Origin of the sequence: Rheinheimera texasensis (assembly GCF_964031785.1) — a bacterium.
GTDB lineage: Bacteria > Pseudomonadota > Gammaproteobacteria > Enterobacterales > Alteromonadaceae > Pararheinheimera > Pararheinheimera texasensis_A.
In genome coordinates this window covers 190,332-211,460 of the sequence record NZ_CAXIRE010000022.1, presented here as the reverse complement: position 1 = coordinate 211,460, position 21,129 = coordinate 190,332, and the positions used below count along the sequence as shown (strand labels likewise).

13 protein-coding genes and 1 other RNA gene are annotated in these 21,129 nt (G+C 52.5%); 2 read left to right on the top strand and 12 right to left on the bottom strand.

What is annotated here, in order from left to right; translation table 11 throughout:
* Positions 1–12: 12 nt before the first annotated feature.
* The 12 genes from mraY to rsmI form a co-directional block, all read right to left on the bottom strand.
* The gene (mraY, locus tag ABNT34_RS17755; protein WP_348734027.1) at positions 13–1,095 is read right to left on the bottom strand and encodes a phospho-N-acetylmuramoyl-pentapeptide-transferase; all 1,083 of its coding nucleotides are present in this window, start codon (positions 1,093–1,095) and stop codon (positions 13–15) included.
* The gene (gene murF / locus ABNT34_RS17750; RefSeq protein ID WP_348734025.1) at positions 1,089–2,465 is read right to left on the bottom strand and encodes a UDP-N-acetylmuramoyl-tripeptide--D-alanyl-D-alanine ligase; all 1,377 of its coding nucleotides are present in this window, start codon (positions 2,463–2,465) and stop codon (positions 1,089–1,091) included. The genes mraY and murF overlap by 7 nt, the downstream gene beginning before the upstream one ends.
* Positions 2,465–3,976: a UDP-N-acetylmuramoyl-L-alanyl-D-glutamate--2,6-diaminopimelate ligase gene (locus ABNT34_RS17745; RefSeq protein WP_348734023.1), complete on the bottom strand. Its 1,512-nt coding sequence runs from the start codon at positions 3,974–3,976 to the stop codon at positions 2,465–2,467. Before ABNT34_RS17745 ends, murF begins: the two co-directional genes overlap by 1 nt.
* Positions 3,966–5,711 (bottom strand): penicillin-binding transpeptidase domain-containing protein, encoded by a 1,746-nt coding sequence (locus ABNT34_RS17740; protein ID WP_348734022.1) that lies wholly within the window; start codon positions 5,709–5,711, stop codon positions 3,966–3,968. The genes ABNT34_RS17745 and ABNT34_RS17740 overlap by 11 nt, the downstream gene beginning before the upstream one ends.
* Positions 5,708–6,016, bottom strand: coding sequence for a cell division protein FtsL (ftsL, locus tag ABNT34_RS17735; protein WP_348734020.1), 309 nt, complete (start codon positions 6,014–6,016; stop codon positions 5,708–5,710). The genes ABNT34_RS17740 and ftsL overlap by 4 nt, the downstream gene beginning before the upstream one ends.
* Entirely contained in the window at positions 6,013–6,981 is a 969-nt protein-coding gene (gene rsmH / locus ABNT34_RS17730) for a 16S rRNA (cytosine(1402)-N(4))-methyltransferase RsmH (RefSeq protein WP_348734018.1), read from the bottom strand. Before rsmH ends, ftsL begins: the two co-directional genes overlap by 4 nt.
* Positions 6,978–7,448: a division/cell wall cluster transcriptional repressor MraZ gene (mraZ, locus tag ABNT34_RS17725; protein ID WP_031568854.1), complete on the bottom strand. Its 471-nt coding sequence runs from the start codon at positions 7,446–7,448 to the stop codon at positions 6,978–6,980. The genes rsmH and mraZ overlap by 4 nt, the downstream gene beginning before the upstream one ends.
* A gap of 468 nt (positions 7,449–7,916) precedes the next feature.
* Entirely contained in the window at positions 7,917–9,023 is a 1,107-nt protein-coding gene (locus ABNT34_RS17720) for an efflux RND transporter periplasmic adaptor subunit (RefSeq protein WP_348734016.1), read from the bottom strand.
* Positions 9,010–12,096, bottom strand: coding sequence for an efflux RND transporter permease subunit (locus ABNT34_RS17715; protein ID WP_348734014.1), 3,087 nt, complete (start codon positions 12,094–12,096; stop codon positions 9,010–9,012). The genes ABNT34_RS17720 and ABNT34_RS17715 overlap by 14 nt, the downstream gene beginning before the upstream one ends.
* A gap of 261 nt (positions 12,097–12,357) precedes the next feature.
* Positions 12,358–12,726, bottom strand: an RNA gene (rnpB, locus tag ABNT34_RS17710) — RNase P RNA component class A.
* A gap of 62 nt (positions 12,727–12,788) precedes the next feature.
* Entirely contained in the window at positions 12,789–17,435 is a 4,647-nt protein-coding gene (locus tag ABNT34_RS17705) for a tetratricopeptide repeat protein (RefSeq protein ID WP_348734283.1), read from the bottom strand.
* Between the two features lie 472 nt (positions 17,436–17,907).
* Positions 17,908–18,750 (bottom strand): 16S rRNA (cytidine(1402)-2'-O)-methyltransferase, encoded by an 843-nt coding sequence (gene rsmI / locus ABNT34_RS17700; RefSeq protein ID WP_348734012.1) that lies wholly within the window; start codon positions 18,748–18,750, stop codon positions 17,908–17,910.
* 154 nt (positions 18,751–18,904) lie between these two features.
* Here rsmI and ABNT34_RS17695 point away from each other — a divergent pair, with 154 nt between their 5' ends.
* Together ABNT34_RS17695 and ABNT34_RS17690 are read left to right on the top strand one after the other, a co-directional pair.
* The gene (locus tag ABNT34_RS17695) at positions 18,905–20,788 is read left to right on the top strand and encodes a penicillin-binding protein activator (RefSeq protein WP_348734010.1); all 1,884 of its coding nucleotides are present in this window, start codon (positions 18,905–18,907) and stop codon (positions 20,786–20,788) included.
* On the top strand, positions 20,785–21,126 hold the full coding sequence (locus ABNT34_RS17690) for a YraN family protein (protein WP_348734008.1): 342 nt from the start codon (positions 20,785–20,787) through the stop codon (positions 21,124–21,126). The genes ABNT34_RS17695 and ABNT34_RS17690 overlap by 4 nt, the downstream gene beginning before the upstream one ends.
* Positions 21,127–21,129: the final 3 nt, after the last annotated feature.

Genomic DNA, 21,129 nt, shown 5'->3' with positions numbered 1-21,129 from the left:
TTTCCTTTCAGATCAACGCAGTTTCAGCGTTGCCAGACCAATCAATACAAAAATAATCGATAAGATCCAAAACCGGACAATCACGCGCGGCTCAGGCCAGCCTTTTAATTCATAGTGATGGTGAATGGGTGCCATGCGGAAGATACGCTGGCCACGCAGTTTGTAAGAACCAACCTGTAAAATGACCGACAGGGTTTCGATGACAAAAATGCCGCCCATCACAATCAACACGATTTCCTGGCGCACCAGCACGGCAATCACGCCCAATAAAGCGCCTAAAGCGAGTGAGCCGACATCCCCCATAAACACCTGGGCCGGATAAGTGTTGAACCACAAAAAGCCAAGGCCGGCGCCAACGATACTGGTACAGACCACTACCAGTTCGGAAGTCAGCGGTAAATGCGGGATATGCAGATAATTGGCGAATACAGCGTTGCCGCTGACATAAGCGATGATGGCAAAAGCCGCCGCGACCATCACGGTCGGCACAATCGCAAGGCCATCTAAGCCATCGGTCAGATTCACCGCATTGGAAAACCCGACCATGACAAAATAGGTGGTGACCAAAAAGAACAACCCAAGCTGCGGCAATACGTCTTTTAAAAATGGAATGACCAGACTGGTTTCTGCCGGCCGCTCAGCGGTGGCGTACAGGAAAAATGCTGTAGCGATGGCAAACACCGACTGCCAGAAGTACTTCCAGCGCGCGATGAGACCTTTGGGGTCTTTGCGAATCACTTTACGGTAATCGTCGATAAAACCAATCCAGCCATAAGCCAGCAGCACAAACAGCACCACCCAGACATATTTGTTGCTGAGGTCCGCCCAGAGCAAAGTGCTGATGGCGATAGAACCCAGGATCAGCAAGCCACCCATAGTCGGCGTGCCTTTTTTCGAGAAATGACTTTCCGGACCGTCATTGCGCACCGTCTGGCCGATTTGCAGGCGTTGCAGCGCGGCAATCAGTTTCGGACCAAAATACAGGCTCAGGAATAAAGCCGTCAGCACGCCAAGAATGGCGCGGAACGTCAGATAGCTGAAGACGTTAAAAGCATTGATATATTGAGTCAGAAACTCGGCCAACCAGACTAACATGGGTTTTTCTCCTGCTGACATCTTTCTAGCAAGTCTTGTACTACTAATTCCATCTTGGCGCTGCGCGAGCCTTTGACCAGAATGGATACATCTTCTTTGCTCTGTAACAAGCCATGCAATTTAGGCAACAGGTGGTCACGCGAACTGAAATGCGCGCCGTGCTGATGGAACTGTTCGCTGGCATTCTGAGATAACACGCCCAAAGTGAACAGGCCGTTAATCCCTGCCTGTTTGGCGTAGATACCTACTTCTTCGTGGTAAATACGCGCGTCTGGCCCTAATTCACCCATATCACCCAGCACCAGATAACGCTGACCGCCGTATGCAGCCAGCAAATCGATGGCAGCTTTGGCTGATTCCACATTAGCGTTATAGGTGTCGTCGATAATGCGTACACCAGGTTTTGGCTGATAGACATTAATGCGGCCTTTGACCGGTTGCATGGCTGCAAGACCCAGCTGCACGTCAGTCAGGCTGGCACCCAGTGCCAGTACGCCGGCAGTCGCCGCTAAGGCGTTATGCACATTGTGTTTGCCCGGAATGGTCAGCTGGACAAAACAATGGCCTTTTGGCGTGTGCAGTTCAAAACCGGCACAACCTTCAGCGTCCAGTTCAATATTGTCGGCATAGACATCAGCATGTTGGCTGGCACTGAAACTCTGCACTTGCAGGTGCTGCACCTTGGGTAACCAATAGCTGTGGTATTCAGAATCCAGTGGCAGAATCGCAGTACCACCAGCGGATAAGCCGCTGTAAATTTCACCTTTAGCCCGGGCCACACCAAAAATGTCGCCAAAGCCTTCAATATGCGCCGGCGCTACTATGGTGATCATCGCCACATCGGGTTTGACCAGCGAGCTGGTATAAGCAATTTCGCCTAAATGATTGGCGCCAAGCTCCATCACGGCAAAGTCATGGCTTTCGTTGAGCCTTAATAACGTCAGCGGCACGCCGATTTCGTTATTAAAATTGCCGGCGGTGGCCAGCACATTGCCAATACGCGATAAAATCGCCGCCATCATTTCTTTGACTGTGGTTTTGCCAACGCTGCCGGTTACGGCAACCGTTTTGACTTTTAACCGGCTTTTAACCAGTGCGCCGAGCTGACCGAGCGCCAGACGGGTATCTGCCACTATTAATTGTGGGACCGGCACATCCAGGTGCCGGGTCACCACCAGCGCACAGGCTCCTTTATTCACGACTTCTTCGGCAAACTTATGGCCGTCAAAATTTGGACCTTGCAAGGCAATAAACAAATCGCCGGGCTGAATATTCCGGCTGTCGGTACTGACGCTGTTTACCGCGATATCTGCGCCAATCAGCCGGGCCGACAATGCCTTGGCAATATCACTGGTCATTAAGGTGATCATCAGCTCATCTCCGCCAATAAATCATTGATATATTTACGTTCGTCATAGTCCCGCACCACATTTCCCAATATCTGATAAGTCTCGTGGCCTTTACCGGCCACCAGGATCATGTCGTGCGCGTGGGCTTCGATCAGGGCCAGTTTAATGGCAGATTCCCGATCAGGTTCGATCTGGCAGTTGGCACCGGTTTGCATTCCGGCAGCAATGTCTTTACAGATATCGAGTACAGCTTCAGTGCGGGGGTTGTCGGCGGTAATGATAACATGATCTGCGTGCTGTTCGGCGATTTGTCCCATTAAAGGCCGTTTGCCTTTATCGCGGTCGCCACCACAGCCAAATACACACCAGATCCGGCCCCTGCATTGCTGCCGCAGCGCCTGCAGGCTTTGCATCAGTGCATCCGGGGTATGCGCGTAATCAACCACCAGCGCAACATCATCCGGGAACTGCCACATTTCCATCCGGCCCGCCACAGCTTTGAGTTTTTTCACGGCATCCAGAATGGCGGATAACTTGTGGCCGCATTGCACTAAGGCGCCAATGGCGGCCAGCACATTCTGCACGTTAAATTCAGCTAACAGCGGGATCTGGACATCGTAATCGCCCAGATGGCTGTGCAAACGCAGTTGAAAACCTTTGCCGTCGGAGCGCAGCTGGTCGTAGCTTAAGTATTGGCTGTAACCGTTACAGTCACTGCTGCGACCATACACCAACAGCGGCACCTGACATTGTTGCGCCAGCGTTTTACCAAATTCATCAGACACATTAATCACAGCGGTCTGGCACAGCTCAGGGCTGAACAGCAGTGCTTTAGCGGCGCCGTAAGCTTCCATAGTGCCGTGATAATCCAGGTGGTCGCGGCTTAAGTTGGTAAAAACCGCCACTTTAAACTGCAAACCAGCGACGCGTTGCTGCACCAGCGCATGCGACGACACTTCCATTGCGGTGCGCAGTTGGCCTTGCTCGCAGGCACGATAAAAAATCCGGTGTAAATCGGCCAGGTGTGGCGTGGTATTTTGCAAAGGCGTCAGATTGCGGTAAGAACCATAACCCAAAGTCCCGACGACTCCGGCTGGTTTACCGAGCAAATCCGATAGCTGATTGACAAAAATCGCCGTGCTGGATTTGCCGTTAGTCCCGGTAATACCAATCAATTCCTGCCGTTTGGCAGCGTCCTGATAAAAACCGCTGAGCAGTTGTGGCAGCACACTAAGCAGTTCCGGCCAGACACACACCTGCGGTTCCAGCGCCAGTTGCGCTTCGGCGTCTGGCAAACTGTCGGTCAGAATAAAGGCTGCGCCCTGCAGCAGCGCCTGACGGATAAAGCGGTTGCCATGACCGCCGACGCCGGGCAATGCCAGAAAAATATCACCAGCTTTCAATTGCTTAGTGTTGTACTGCAATTCGGCAGTATTGCTTAATTCTGGCAGCTTCTCTAACGCACAAAGCGACTGCCCTGCGGCAGTCGCTTTGAACGGAGTCAACCAGCGCTGAAGTCGGTTAACCTGCATCGGGACCTCCGGTCACCTTAGTAATACGGCTGTCATTGCCGTCCGGTGGTAAATTCAGCAACTGCATTGCAGCGCCCATCACGGTGCTGAATACAGGTGCGGCCACTTCACCGCCGTAATAATAATCGCCACTGGGTTCGTTGATGATCACAACACAAGCCAGGCGCGGACTTGAAATCGGGCCTATGCCGGCAAAAGAGCCGATGTAGTCATTGCCATAACCACCAGCCACGGCTTTTTTCGCGGTACCGGTTTTACCGCCAACACGATAGCCTGGTACTTTCGCTTTCGTCGCAGTACCACCTTTTTCAGTGACCTGCTCCAGCATTTCAACCATGGCATCAGCATATTGCTCTGACACCACTTGTTTGCCAGCCGGCGGCTGTTCAGTTTTTAATAATGTCAGCGGCCGGACCACACCACCGTTGGCAATGGCCGAATACATTCTGGCCATCTGCACTGTCGTCACGGACAACCCATAACCAAAGGACAAAGTCGCCCGCTCGAAGTCCGACCAACGCGCCTGTTCACGCAGCATGCCGGCACTTTCACCAATCAAGCCCAGACCGGTTTCTGAGCCCAGTCCCATCTGGTAATACATATCCAGTAAATCTTCGTGCGGCATACCAAGCGCTAGTCTGGTCACACCGATATTGGACGATTTGCGCATAATGCCGGTCAGGTCCAGGTCACCATAGCCATTAGTATCCCGCACCCGGCCACCGCCGACGGCAATAGCACCATGGCCTGTGGCAATCACTGTGTTCATATTGGCCGTGCCATTTTCCAGCGCTGCCAGCACCGGTAATGGTTTAATCGTTGAACCTGGTTCAAAAGTGTCGGTAATAGCCCGATTGCGATAACGGTGAATTGGGGTATTTTTCCGGTTGTTTGGATTAAACGACGGACTGTTGACCATCGCCAATACTTCGCCGGTGTGTACGTCAACCATCACCAGTGAGCCGGACGCTGCACCGTAAGTCAGCACCGCTTTTTTCAGCTCGCGATAGGCCACCGCCTGAATACGCTGGTCAATCGATAACTGCAAATTGCGGGAAGCCGTCGATTGCTCTTCTTCCAGCACTTCAATTTCACGGCCTTTGGCGTCTTTACGTACCAGTTTACGCCCTGGTGTACCTTTTAAAATGCTGTCGTATTGGCGTTCAACACCTTCGACCCCGTGGTCATCGACGTTGGTAAAACCAAGAATATGCGCCGTCACTTCACCCGATGGGTAATAACGTTTGGATTCCTGTTTGAAATACAGCCCTGGCACTTTTAACTTGCGGATATAGTCCACAGTGGCTGGACTCGCCTGGCGCTGCAGATAGACGTAACGTTTTTTCTTGTCTGTGGCGATTTTTTTGGTCAGCTCTTCCGGCGTGATTTGCAGCATTTCGGCTAAGGCATGCCAACGACGCTGGTCTTTGTTCGCACCGGCTTCAATCACCATTTTGGAATCGGCGTAAATAGATTCAACCGGCACACTGACGGCCAGCTCTTCACCATGACGGTCGGTGATCATGCCACGCAGCACTTCGTCTGATTTAACACGCAGCGAGCGTAAATCACCCTGTTCAATTAATTTGTCCGGCTCAATGACCTGTAAATAGGCGGCACGGGCAATCAGGCCAACAAAAATAGTGGACAACGACAACACAACAAAGGCAAAACGCCAGCTGATTAACATTGGTTGTTTGCGGGCTTTAGCCTGACGAGCTGCGCCTTTTCTCATGGTTCATCCACCACTATATCTTGCTGTCCCAGCGGACGAACCATCAGCAGCTGTTTCTTTGCCAGCTCTTCAACGCGGCTGTGCTCAGACAAAGCTCGCTGTTCGACCAATAAATTGCGCCATTCCATATCCAGCGCATCTCTTTGTTGAAATAATTTGTCCTGACTGATGGTCAGCTGCCGGTTCATATGCGTCAGCTCAATCACCGCCAGTGCTGAGCCCATAGCGCCAATCAGCAACAAGATCACCAGCTTGTGCTGGCCTAAATCCTGTAAAATCAACTGGTTCAGCCGAATAGCACTCATACCTTGCTACTCCCCATCCGCTCGGCAACCCGCAGCACAGCGCTGCGGGAACGCGGATTAGCGGCAAGTTCAGCGTCGGATGGCATCATGGCTTTGCCAATCAACTTCAGGGCTAAATCCTGTCGCATTTGCGCTTCGGTCAGCACAATGCCTTTGGGCAGTTGCGCTGGCTTACTGTGTTTGCGCATAAACTGCTTCACCAGCCGGTCTTCCAGCGAGTGGAAACTAATCACCGCGAGGCGGCCGCCCGGTTTTAATACTGTTAAAGCCGCTTCCAGCGCCTGATTCACTTGTTCAAGCTCGCTGTTGATATAAATGCGGATACCCTGAAAACTGCGGGTGGCCGGATGTTTTTTCTCTTTAAAACTTTTTGGCACCACGCGGGCAATCAGTGCCGCCAGTTGCGCAGTGCGGGTAAAAGGTTCGGTAGCACGCGCTTCAACAATGGCGTTGGCGATTTTCCAGGCGAATTTCTCTTCGCCGTATTCGCGCAGCACAAATGTGATGTCTTCAACGTCGGCTTTGGCCAGCCAGTCCTCGGCAGAGATGCCGGAGGTTGGGTCCATCCGCATATCAAGTGGACCGTCACGCATAAAACTAAAACCACGTTCGGCGTCATCCAGCTGCGGCGACGACACGCCTAAATCCAGTAAAATGCCGTCAACCTGACCGGTAATTTGCTGGTCCGCCGCCACAGTGGCAAGCGCAGCAAAAGCGCAGTGGCTGATATGAAAACGGGCGTCTTTGGCAAATTCATCGGCAGCAGCCGCAGCAATAGCTGACGGGTCGCGGTCAATGGCAAACAACCGGCCTTGTGGACCGAGTTGGCTTAACACCACACGGCTATGCCCTCCCCTGCCAAAAGTACCGTCGACGTAAATACCGTCCGGCCGAATGGCAAGGCCTTCGATGGTCTCGGTTAACAACACAGAAATGTGTGCACTGGTGGCGGCGGGCTGGCTCATAACGACAAGTCCATTAAACGTTCTGACAGCTCGGCATCACCGGCCTGAGCAAGTTCCTGTTCCGCGGCCATATCTTCGGCCACACGTTGATGCCAGGTCTCTTCGTCCCAGATCTCAAATTTGTTGAGTTGCCCGACTAAACGCAGGCCTTTGCTTAAATGCGCATGCGAGCGCAGCGTGGCGGGTAACAAAATGCGGCCGTTTTTGTCCATTTCACAATCGGTGGCATGGCCCAATAACAAGCGTTTTAAGCGTTGTTCCTGCGGATTAAAACTCGACAGCCGTTTCAGCTTCTCTTCGATTTCTTCCCATTCGGACAACGGATACAGCAGCAAGCAGGGATCTTTATGGTCGATGGTGCAGATCAATTGGCCACTGGCTTCAGACAACAACAGGTCACGGTAACGCGTTGGCAGCGTTAACCGTCCCTTGTCGTCCAGGCTCAGAGCAAATGACCCACGAAACATGAATTGATCCCACTTGGTTATTATTTGATCCGTGAAAGATCCACATTGACCCACAATCTTCCACAATGTCACAGTTTAGGGCTGAAAATTCAGCATTGTCAAGGCGAAACCCCAAGGTATCGATCGAATAAGATCCAATAAAAATGCGGCTTGCGGCTTAGGTGGGGAAAAAGGGGTAAAAAGTGGGAGAAAAATCCACTGATCGGCAGATCAAGGGATAAAAAGTGTCGCGTAACCAACTGAAATGAAACCGAGCGCAATATAGGGCGAGTTGGCTATCCAGCCATCTGTTGTTATTGATGAAGAGTGTGGTGATCACTTGTGGGATGGAGGTTGCTACTCACCGCCGGAGATGCGAGACAGGCATTGAATGATGTACGCCACGTGGTGGCAGCTGCTGCGCTTGTCACTAGCTACGATTTGTTTTAATGGGGTCAGATCTGACCCCATTTATAATCTCATTTGCTGTTATTGCACGCCGGCACGGCTGCCAGTCAGTTTAAACTCTTCAGCACTAAGCACCCGCACTGCAGCGCCGTCGGTCAGCGTATCGGCACCACGCACCACCAGTTGGTCACCATTGTGCAGTTCAGCTTCCACCTGCAACCATTCGCCCTGGCCCTGACCTAATGCCACTTTAACCTGCTGCGCTTTATTGGCGGCAACGCGGAATACTGAATGTTGTTGTTGCGCCAGCACCAGCGCATCGCGATGGATCACCAGGCTTTCCTTCGCCACGGCCGTCGGAATACCGACACTGACCAGCTGACCGACCTGAAAACCATTGTCTTTCGCCTGCAGCCGCACTTCAAAGGTCTGCGAGCGGCTGTCAGACACCGGAATAATCGACACTACCTTCAGCGAACGTTGCCCTTGTTGATCAAACACCGACACCTGCTGGCCCGGCTGCATAAAAGGCGCATATTGCAGCGGCGCGTAGATCCGCACTTCCAGTTGTTCCAGATTCACCAGCTGTAACAAAGGTGCACTGCGGCTGATCTCTTCGCCCAGTTGATGAAAACGCTGACTGACCACCCCGGCAAAAGGTGCTTTTAACTCAGCGCGACTGAGCTGATCCTGCAGTTGCGCTAAAGATGCCTGGCTCAATTCGATGTCGGCGCGCGCCAGATCAGCCTCAGCCTGGGTTTGATCGACCAAAGTCTGCGACACCAGCGCTTTGCTGAGCAAACTGCGCTGGCGCACCAGTTCTTTGTCCAGCCGCAGCGACTGAATTTGCGCCCGTTTCAGCTGTGCCTGCAGTTCTGCGGCGCGAAGCTGTAAAGGTTTTAAATCCAGCCGCGCCAGCACTTCACCGGCCTGCACTTGCTGGCCGGGTTCGGCGATCCAATCCAGCCGGCCGTCGACCCCAGTGCTTAAATTTGACTGATATTTACTCTGTACCTGGCCGGATACCATCATCGTCGGCGCGATGGACATAGTCCGCACCGGCGCTGTGCTGACTACCCGTGCCGGGGTTTGCTCCTGGGCGTACGCACCGAAGGTGACAAGGCCAGGCGCTGTCACTACAGCACCAAACAGCAGGCTTAGCAGGAATTTTTTCTCAGGCAATTTCATGGGAGACCTCGGCAACATAAACAGGTTTTTCCCGGCGTTTGGCCGGTAACGCCTGCAACATCGCAGGCACTAAAATCAGACTGAACAACATACTAAATGTCATACCACCGACAATAACGATGGCCAGACCACGATAAATCTCAGTGCCAACGCCCGGGATCAGCGCCAGCGGTAACATGCCAAAAATACTGGTTAAGGTACTCATAAAAATCGGCCGGGCCCGAATTTGCACTGCAAATTCAATGGCCTCCAGCTGCGCCATCCCCAGCAACAGCGACTGGCGATATTGCTCGACCAGCAAAATAGCGTTGTTGACGACTAAGCCAAGCAAAATGATAAAACCAATCATCGTCAGTAAATCCAGCGACTGGAATACAAACAGATTCAGCAATTTCAGCCCAAGCACACCGCCGGCCAGCGCCATGGGCATCGTCAGCAACACCAGCAAACTGTCCCGTGCGGACTTAAATAACGCCGCCATCAGTAAAAACAGGATCAGCACCGCCACCACAAAGTTGGTCAGCATCGCCTGTATGGCTTTTTCCAGTCGGTCGGCGCTGCCACGAAATTGCACCGTCATGTCGTTGCCATGTTTGTTACGCAGCGGCTGTACTATGTCCTGTTGCAGCACATTGACCACATCTTCCAGCGCCATCGTCGCCGGCGGCGACACCTGCAGACTGACAGTACGCAGGCCATTGACGCGTAATAAGGTTGTGGGGCCCACAGTGCGCTGCATCTGCGTCAGCTGCCCCAAAGTTTGTACCCCAGCCTGTTGGGTGAAAATCGGTGTGGCCTGTAACTGTTCCGGGTTGTCCCAGGCCGGCGCGCGCAGAATAATGTCCATCCGTTCGTTGCCGTCGAATTGCTCGCCGACATAAATGCCGTCGGTCACTGCCCGGATGGCGGTCGCCACCGAAAAGCGGTCGACACCGGCCTGAGCAATATTGTGTTCATCCGGCAGGACACGCAGCTCCGGCTGGTTCTGCTGCAGCCCTGGTTCCGCCTGCACATTAGCGCCCGGCAGTTTTTGTTCGATGATGGTTTTGGCCGCTGCAGCCTGCGCCATCAGGAAATCCGTATCTGGCCCCTGAAAATCAACAAACATTTCCCGGCCGGAGTTAAAACCAAAATTGAGTAAACTGGCGCGGAAACTAAAAGATTCGGTATCAGGCAGGTCTTTTAAAATCTCAGTTCGCAGCAAGGTCAGCATATCGTTGACCGAACGCGGGTCCTCCGGATAAACAAACAGCACATTAAAAGCCGAGAACATCGACAGGTTGTAGCCTTTGATCGCCGGATACTTTTTATCTTCGTAATAAGGCTTCAGGCGCTTAACCAGTAACTGGCCAATTTCCTGCTCCATTACTTTGATATTACCACCCGGTGGCAGGGTAAAACCGGTGAAAATGCCGTCGCCATTGGCTTGCGGCAAAAAGTCCGCTTTGGGTAATAACAGCAGCATCAGCAGCAAAGCGCCCGGCACTAACGCCACAGACCAGCCGATAGCACGGGTTCTGCCTTGGGTCAGCCGCATCACACCACGGCTCAGCTGCGTCCATTTTGCCGCCAGCGGATCTGGTTTGATGTCGCTCGGTTTAAACCACAGCATGGTGCAAACTGGCAATAAGGTCAGTGCGACCAGCATCGAGGCGGAAATTGACACTGCCAGCGTCAAGGCTAAATCGTAAAACAGCTGCCCTTCCACGCCTTGCATATAAAGCACTGGCAGGAAAATCGCCACTGTGGTGGCGGTTGAGGCTAATAAAGCGCCACCAACCTGCCGGCAGCCCAGTTTAATCGCCGCGCCAAGCGCCAGCCCCTGCTGCATCAGCCGGACTATGTTTTCCTGCACCACAATGGCCGCATCCAGCACCATCCCGACGGCAAAAGCCAGACCAGCCAGCGAGATCACATTGAGGCTGCGGCCAAACGCCTGCAGCACGACAAAGGCAATCAGCAGACAAACCGGAATGGTCAGGCCAATTAACGCTGTGGCTTTCCAGCCGCGCAGGAAGATATACAAAATGCCGAGACTGAGCGCGACACCGAGCCACAAGTTGGAATTAACCAGCGCAATCGCACGGCGGATATGGATGGAAGCGTCAAAACTCAGTTCCATCTCCAGCTGTTTTGGCGCCAGAATGTCGCGGTTCAGTTCCACAATGGCTTTATTCACTTCATCTAAAATAGCCACCGTATTGGAGTTTTCACCACGCTCCAGCGTCAGATAATACGCCGGCAGGCCGTTGCGTTTGGTGAAACCGTTAATTTCCGGATAACCCAGCTCCACTTCGGCAATTTCCTGCAAATACACCGGCCGGCCCTGGTTATAAGACACTATCATCCGGGCATAATCCGCCGGCTCAAACTGGCCTTCAAAGCGCACTGTATATTGACGGCGGCCGACTTCAGCAAAACCACCCGACATGTTGACCGAGCGGCTGATGCTGCTTTGCAGCTGCTCAATACCAATGCCAAGCGCAGCCATTTTGTAAGGGTCGAAGGTGATATGCAGCTCACGCGGCAAATCCGACGCCAGCTGCACATTGCTGACACCGGCAATAGCCCGCAGCCGTGGCCCGACGTTGTCACGAATCAGTTTCAGATAAGGACCAAAATCATCACCAGCCGCCGGGTTCATTTGTTTAATCAGAATCGACGCGACATTACCGCGCCCGCTGCCAACGTTGATCTGCGGCTCCTGCGCTTCGCGTGGCCGTGGCGGCGCCTGATTCAGCGCATTAATCACATCCAGCATGGCGCGCTGCATGTCCTGACCCACTTCAAAAGTCAGCGAAATAGAGCCAAAACCCTGACCGACATTACTTTGAATTTCGACCACACCCGGCACATTGCGCAGCGTGTTTTCCTGCGGCTCAATGATGGTTGCTTCCATCTCCTGCGGTGCGGCCGCCCGCCAGCCGTTATTGATAAAAATCTGCGGCCGGTCTAAATCCGGCAGCAATTGGATGGGTAATTTATATAAAGCCAGCAAGCCAAATAATAAAATCAGGCACACCAGCACAAAGGTCGCTGCAGGGTTTTTGCAGGCAGCACGGGTCAGATTCATGGCATCAGTTCCACAGCGATGTTCACCAGGTTTATCGGGCGAGTATATGAGGCAATGATGAAATTCCCAGTCAAATCTGGGACGGACGAGGGATTAAATGCAACAAAATATTTAGTTGGGTGATTGGTCGTAAGACTTGGGGATTTGGTCGCAAAATAGCGGCACCCCCATAAAAAAATGTTGGCTTGGGGTCAGGTCTTGAACCGGGCATTAAAAACAACAAGGCACCGCAGTTACCTGCAGTGCCTTGTGTTGGAATGAGGTGTGAGTCAGCCGTTAAGCCGGGTTCTGTGCTCTGTTGCCAGAGTGGCAATCATTCCTCTAGGACTTACGTCGCCGTAAGCCTCAAGCAACCTACCCGCCCCCAACGCGGGCCGCGCCAAAGGGGGCCTATTTGGTCTTGCTCCGGGTGGAGTTTACCGTGCCACGAACTGTTACCAGTCGCGCGGTGCGCTCTTACCGCACCCTTTCACCCTTACCTGATCCCACTTGCGTGAGCCATCGGCGGTTTGCTCTCTGTTGCACTGGTCGTAGGCTCACGCCCCCCAGGCGTTACCTGGCACCCTGCCCTGTGGAGCCCGGACTTTCCTCCCCCTGCTTGCGCAGGCAGCGATTGCCTTGGCCAACTCACGGCGCGCATTATACGCAAAATTTGGCGCACAACCAGTCTTAAAACGTCCCCAGTCCATTCATCACAATCGGGCAAACCACACTGTAAGTTGAATTCTCGACCACCAGCCATGACCTAAACCATTCACTTTCTGTGACAAAAGCACGTTTTTCAACCATGCAAGATGTAGATAACGCGCCGATGGTGGTCTATTTCGGCGCCATTGGCTGATTCTTACCAGTGCTGCTTTGCCGGTGAGTTGCTGCTGCTGAATATCATGCAAGTGCACCAACAATTGACATACCCATTGCTCAATCTCAGTCAATTCGGCCGGATTTAATTGCGTAGCTAAATCAAAGTCGGGTAGAGCTATTGAGCCTTGCAGCGCCAAATCCCACAACAAAATATTGTGGAAAAAGTCATCACGCTCCAGCTCAGCTGCATGAGCGGCAAGCTGCCTGGCCTGATCGATACGCCCTAAAGCAAGACATGCCATCAACTGTTTATAATTCAGCTGCATACTTTGCTTCTCAGCAGGCACAGCTTGCAATAGTTGTAACGTCGTCCACCAATGTGCATGGGCATTACAAATTTCCGCCGCGACCAGCAAAATATCCGGCCAGAATTGCCAGGCATTAAACTGCTGCTCAAACATGGCGTGTATCGGGCGTTTTTCAATAGCGTGGAAATGCCACAAATAACCAATCCAGGCACCAGCGACACCTGCCGAGAGAGGTGCTGATAACAAAAATTGCTCCAGTCTCACTTGCTGTGAAGACAGCATATGCTCGGCGTAGACCCGCCCCATCGCATCCGAGCCTTGCGCTAAATGTTGCTGCAACAAGTCCAACATTGCCGCTTTCGCTTGCCCCGCAGCATTGAGCGGGGTGTTGTACACCCAGTGGTTATCAAGGTTGAACTGTAGTAATTGTTGCCACAACTCTGACAAATTCGAATGCTGTTGAGCTGCGGCGCTGATTACCCGGCGCGATAGTACCCAACCATCCTGGGAATATTGCCATAATTGTGTCAGCGCTTCTTCCGCCCCAGTCCAATCTTTTTGCTGATGCAGCCAATCAATCAACGTTAAACCTATATATTGATCGGCAGGCCTTAGCGCAAACGCACGCTGATAACTATCAGTAATTTGACGCTGATACTCGACTAGTTTGAGCCCCTCGAGCGCTTCGCCGGCGCGGCACAAAGCGGCAGCATCATGAGGCTCCCGCTCGATCAATAACAATGCAAATTCAGCCGACTGCTTTTTGTCGGCAAGTTGCTCTAACAACCCAAATAGTTTGCCGTAATACCAAACGTCGGCGTGAGCATGACGAAGGTAATTGACTAACAGCTCTGCGGCGGCTTGAACCTGCCCAATTTCGACATGTGCCCGTGCCTGCAATTCCAAAATCAGTAGTGGCCGCTCGGTTGGGTAATAGTGCGCTAAATGCGCGAATACTTCGCTGTAGTGTGCGAGTGTTAACTGCTGCATCAGGAACTCATGATGCACACTGTCGTTCTGCGGTTGGCGTGCGATCGCCTTCCGTAAAATATCCAGCGCTTGCTCAGGGTCATCAACATACTCCGCTAAGATGCGCAAAGGACCCACAGCAAAGGGATGAGACTCTGCCGTTCTGGAGGCTGCGTTCTGCAGCGATTGCAGAGATTCCGCATCCTGTTTGACAAGCTCAAACCAAAACCGCCAGGCCCAGATATAATCAGGATCGAGCGCCACCGCATGCTGTAGGCACAAAACTGCCAGCTCTGGTTGCTGATTGCGCTTATGGGCATCGGCCAGAAAGCCATGCAAAACAGCGTCAGCGCTGTCATGCCGCAAAGCCTGCTGCACCACCTCAACTTCCTCAGCGTAACGGCCTTGAGCAGCCAAACATTCTGCTAATAAACGCGAGGCAAAGGACCAGGATGGATTTAACGTCAACGCTGTTTCAAACGCCGAAATAGCATCATCCACTTGCTGGTTAAGACGATACAGTTGGGCAAGCTCAACAAAAGGACGCGGCATTAATGGGAAATCCCGACAGCTTTGTTCTAACTGAGCGATAGCTGCCGCCAAATCAGTGGCTTGTAGTGACCAAGCCCACACCAACCGACTTTGCCACAAATGCAAATTGGGTTTGACTACTTGGTCAATCAAACGAGTTCGCTGGGCCTGCGTCATCACTTGTTGCCCTTCGAACCAACAATCAAAGATGCCATTGCCATAAAGAGTGTGACTGATGAGTTGGTCCAGCAAAAAGTCGATCTGTTGCTGTTTCCACTCGGTACTGACACGTAATCGCAATAACAAGGTACTGGCGTCATCGTGATCGGGATCCTCAGCCAATACTTCCCGCAGCAACACTTCGGCTTGATCCAGCCGCTGCATTGCTTTGAGAACACGAGCCAAGAGTACTTTAAATTCAATATGATCCGGCTGATGCGCAACCAGCTGCTCAGCGCGCATCAATGCATCGTCTAACCGTAATTCATCTATGCAACAACGGATGTACTCTCGTTGACGACCAACATGATAAGGATACAACGCAGCCAAGGCTGCAACAGCCTGGTTACGCACTGCAGGTTCCGGATGGAAATTTGCCTGATAATCCAGCACCACCGGATAATGTTCGGCTTGCAGCGCCAGGCTTCCCAACTGTACCAATAAGGTGTCTTGTACCCCTGCGGCCTTCAACGTGCGAAGATAAGGGGATGCCAACTGGTAGCTAAGGGGGCTCTGCACAAAAAGCACCTGATAATGCTCAGCGGCCTGGCTCAAATCGCCATGCCACTCAGCACGTCGACCATACCAATATTGCATTCGACTATCAGGCAATAGTGCAGACGCCGCATCGACCCATTGGTCATAGGTTTCCACCTGCGCTTGATTCAACAACTCGCCTAAAGCGAATTCATACACTGCAGGATCGTCAGGCCGTAATTGTCTTGCCTGCTCCAGTATTTGCAGCGCTTGCCGGTATTGTTTTTGTTGATCATACAGTCGATACAACAACTTAGCAGGCTGCACTGAACGCATTGCGTATTTATTGAACTGGCGCTGCGCTAACGAAAGCCCAACATCTGGGCGATTTAAAAACCGGCAGGCTTTAAAATACGACTCAAAATAGTCGATGTAAGTGTCGTCTAGGCAGCAGACGAAATAATAGTGTCGTGTCGCATCTTCATAGTTCTTTTGTTGCCATGCATAGTCCGCTAAAGCGTCGTAGACACGGGCGTTGTAGCTACCAAAGCGTTCCAGTTGTTGCCGGATTTTTAACGTTAACCATTGATATGGCTGCAAACTATAAATCAAGCGAAACAGGCGTAAACGCAAATCATTATGGGGACGAACAGCAAGTTCGTTTTGTAAGTAATCGATCGCTTGCGTGTTGCGCCCTTGCGTAAGGACACTCTGCACATAAGACAAACGCCATGGCACCGAGTCAGGGAACATTGCCAGCAGTTGCAAGGTTAACTCAGAAATCGCACGTTCATCTTCAAGTTCAATCGCTAGTGAGCGTCGCGCCATGGTGGTTAGCAAATGGGTTGGGAACTGTGCATCCATGCTGGCAATGCTTTGCTTCATCAGCACTATATCCTGCACCATGGCTGCTTGCTGATACTCAGCATACAACCCAAACAGCTGCACCTCATCGCAATAAAATGGTGACAAACGATTGGCTTGCTCTTGTGGCACGAAAATTAAAGCGCGAGCACCTGCCGATTGCTCATCCGCCAAACCTTCTGCCAATAGATATTCCACTGGTGTATCAAGCCCAGGGTCCATCAACAGCGCCACACCGAGCGCCTTGTGATAGCCAATAACAGCTTGTAAATGCGAGGTGCTGCCGCTGGTGGTTACAAAAGCAAAAGGCAGCTGCGCATCAATCAGTTGATAACAAAGCTCAGAAGTGAGCGAGCGTTCAATGAAACAAAAACCATGCTGAGTTAACCAGCGCCGTTCCAGAACATCCGGTGTACCGTCATAACAAATCGCCTGGATAATATCTTGTTGTGAAACGTGAGAACCAAAATAGCGACACAACGCTGTCATGGTCGCAGGCGCACAAGTCAGATGCCCCTGTTGCTCATGCGGTACCGGCAAGACCACAGGATAGATATCGTCAGCAGTCGCCGTTTGAAGGTGGTGATGCAATAACTGGTAATGGCTGCCCTGAGTGTGAGCCATCTGCTCGCGCGCACGCGGTAAATCACCCTGGTGCAGCGCAAGCCTGGCTTTTGCAGCCGCAAGAATAGTGGCTTCGTCGCGGTCAGGATGCCGCAATAAGGCTTGATAACAGTCAAGCGCCTTTGCCATTCCGGTAAAGTCATTTAGCTTTTGGCAAAGGGTAATGAGTTGGCGGTATGGGCGAACTGATTGAAACCGCGATGCGTGCGTCCAAAGCAATTCACGGGCCTGCTCTAACTGCTGATTTTTTCGCAGCGCCGATACCCACATATTCAGTGTTGAAAGCACCGGACGCTCTGCAAACAAGGCCTCGGCAGCTGCTAAATATGCAGTTCTATCATCACGGGTATCAAACAAACTCGCCTTAAGACGACGTGCCCACAGATAATCCGGTTGCTGCTGTAACACTTCATCTATCAGCAGCTCGGCGCCATCAACATCCTTTCGTTCCAACAGCAAAATTGCATCGGTCAGAATATTGTCGAATTCCCCTTGCTCGCCCTGCCCATGCAAGAGGCGATAACGCTGAAGTTGTCGCTCCATCACGATAGGACCATGAGAACTCAGCAGATGAAACAGATAGTGCTGGCAGAATTCTGCATCTTGTGGAAAACGTCGCCAGCCTTTTAACTGCAGCGCAGTACTCGCACGATCGTTTCCCAAATGGCTTAAAACACGAATAGCAATTTTAATCTGCTCAGATCCAAGCCATTGTTGCCAAGGGCCAAAGTGCAACTCAGCCAGTTCTAAAGCGCTGAGATATTGGTCTTTTTTAATCAGTTCTTTGATGTCGATTAAAAGATCAACATTTTGGGTCGATAGCGTCAAATCCATGACAATTTCCTGCTTTTCATGATTTTTTGTTGTGGTGCTTGTCGAACACTAACAAAGGAGTCTTAGCCGAACAACGTCAATACAGACAACAATAAGCACTTTTATTAACTATTATTTAACACATTTGATTGAAAATATATTTACCACTCAAGCAGGCGTATTCGACTACTCTGCAAACCATTTATTCCCAACTCAAACCCAGCTTATACAACGCATTTTTCTTTTCGCCATGAATTTCAGCAGTCAGCGCGGCGGCTTTTTTCAGCGGTAATTCTGCCATCAGCAGCCGTAACGTCTGCTGGGCGACCGGGTTGATATCGTCAGCAGCTTTTTCAGCGGGTGGCGCTATCATCAGCACCATTTCGCCCTGACAGCGCTGTGGGTCTTCTTCCAGCCAGCCGATAATTTGCGCTGCTGTACCGTGCTCAAAATGCTCAAAGGTTTTGGTCAGCTCTTTGGCCAGCACCAGCTCGCGCTCAGCGCCGTAAACGGCTATCACATCTTGCAAAGTATCAATTACCCGGCGCGCTGCTTCGTAACAAATCACAGTGCCGACACCTGACGGAATGTCTTTCAGCACCTGCTGACGCTGGCCGGATTTGGCCGGTAAAAAACCGATAAAATGAAATTTATCTGTGGGTAAACCGGCGCAGCATAAGGCGGCAATCAAAGCACAAGGGCCGGGAATCGGCACCACTCTGACGCCGGCGTCGCGGCACAACCGCACCAGGCTGTAACCCGGATCGGAAATCAACGGTGTGCCGGCATCGCTAATCAGCGCGACGTTGTCGCCGGCTTTGATTTTTTCCACCAGACTGGCGGCACGTTGTTTTTCATTGTGGTCGTGTAAAGATAAAAACCGCGCCGAAATCCCCAGATGACTCAATAACTTGCCGCTATGACGGGTATCTTCGGCCGCGACCCAGGCGACCTCGCGCAGCACGGCTACCGCACGCTGACTGATGTCATCCAGATGGCCTATCGGTGTGGCAACAATATATAAAACGGCTTCAGAGACAGACATCAGGCATTCCTGCGGTTTAAAGGTTGATAAGACGAGATAAATCGGGCAGCCAGCACAACTGTGCTGCATTCATCCGGGCGCGCGCTCAGGATGACCGGTCCGGACAAATGGTATAAACTAACGGCCATTCAATCAGCTATTGTACCTGCGCATTGTGAAATCCAGCAAATTCCCGCTTCGTTTAACATCCTTGCTGCTCGGCCTTGGTCTGTTGTCCGGCTGTGGCAGCACACCGGCGCCGGTACAAACGGTCGTCACAGCTCCAGTGCAACCGGTGCAAACCGCACCGGAAGAACCAGAAGCGGTCGCTGAGCCGCTGTCGACTGACCAGGCGGAAGTCAGCTATCAGCAGGTCGACAGTGAACCCGTGCCGGTGGCGCAGGATCAGGACGAACAGCTGCAACGCGAACTGCTAACACAGGCCAAAGCAGCACTCGCCACCGACCCCAAACGCGCGCTGGCGATTTGTTATCAGTTACAACAATCGCTGTATAGCCAAATCCGTGCGCAGAACCTTTTACCGCTGCTACAGGCCGCGATCGCTGACAAACAGCAGGCGCTGACCGAGCAGCTGGCCGCACAGGTTAACCTGACTGACGTGCCCGAAGCCGACCGCCAGGCCTTCGCGCTGGCTTTGGCCGGCCATTATCGCCAGCAGGACGACAACGTGCGTGCCACTCAGACTTTGCTGGCGCTGGACGCCTGGCTTGGCAACAGCGCCGACAGCACAGCACAGGATTTACTCTGGCAGCAGCTGGTGAAATTATCCGGCGCGGAACTGCAGGAACTAGGCACACAACAACATCCGCGGGCGCAGGCCTGGCTGGAATTACTGCAATTAACCCAGGGTTTTGCCGGTGATCAGCTCGCCATTCAACAGGCGCTGACTGACTGGCAACAACGCCATCCGATGTTACCGGCGCTGGATAAATTACCTAAAGACGTGCAGTTACTCAGTCAAACCCCGGCTTATAACCCTGAACGTATTGCCGTGTTGCTGCCACTGTCCGGCCCGCTGAAAAGCCTCGGCGACGCCGTGCAATATGGTCTGGCCGCTGCAGCAGCCAAACAAAAACGCACCTTAGTTTTCATCGATTCCGCCAAGCCGGCCGCCGAACTGCAGGCTGAAGTGGCGGCCGCTCAGGTGCAATTTGTCATTGGCCCGCTGCTTCGCGAAGACATCGACAAAATTCAGCAACTGCCGGACTGGCAATGGCCGACGTTGTTTTTAAACGGCAAAGGCGATTTGCCGGCCAAAGCGGAGCAATATTTCTTTGCACTGGCCTGGGAAGATGAAGCCTCCCAGATGGTGCAAGTGTTCCGTCAACGCCAGTATCAGCATCCGGTACTGATTTATGCGGTCAATCCGATTGGCCAGCGCATGGCGCAGCATTTCCAGAGCCGCTGGACTGAAAGCGGCGGCAGCCCGGTAGAAACTTACAGTTATGGCTCGCAGGAACAGCTGCAGGCGCTGATTAATAAATTCCTCGAAGCCGAAGCCAGCGAAGAGAGAGCCAAGGAAATCAACCGCTTAATTGGCCAGTCGATCAAAGCCGAATTACACAGCCGCCAGGACATCGATGCGATTTATCTGATCGCCGATCCGGTGCAGACGCGCTTTTTTAAACCCTTTATTGACGTCACTGTCAGCCCGACCGCACGCCGGCTGCCGATATTTACCAGTTCGCGCAGTCACAGTCTGAAAGTCGACAAAACTGACCAACGCGATTTGGCCGGCCTGACCATGACCGAAATGCCGTGGTTATTGCCGCAGGCCGCAACCGCCACGCCGCTGCGGCAGGAATTTGACAACTTGTTTGCCGAACAGGAAGAACAGCTGCAACGTTTGTTCGCGATGGGCCACGACGCGCTGATGCTGGTGGGTCACCTGAAGCAACAACAACAGTTCCCGGCGATGGCCTATCATGGCCTGACCGGCAGTTTACGCCTCTCTGATGGCCACAGTGTTCAGCGGCAGTTAACGCTGGCGCAGTACCGTCAAGGCAAACTGCAGCTGGTGGATAAAAAAGCGCCGTGAGCCGCGAGCGCGGTCAACAGTTTGAAACCATTGCCGCGGATTATTTGCGTCAGCAGGGTTTACAACTGTTGGCCAGCAATGTCAGTTGCCGCTTCGGTGAGCTGGATTTAATCTGCAAAGACCGGGATTGTCTGGTGTTTGTTGAAGTGAAATACCGCCAATCCAGTGCTTTTGGCAGCGCCGCAGCGATGGTGACCACGGCGAAACAACAAAAGTTACGCTTAAGCGCCAGCTGGTATCTGCAGCAAAAACAGTGGCGCGGCGCCGCGAGATTTGATGTGCTGGCGATTGAAGGCGATGCGCCTTATCAGTTCAGCTGGCTGAAAAATGCATTTTAAGGA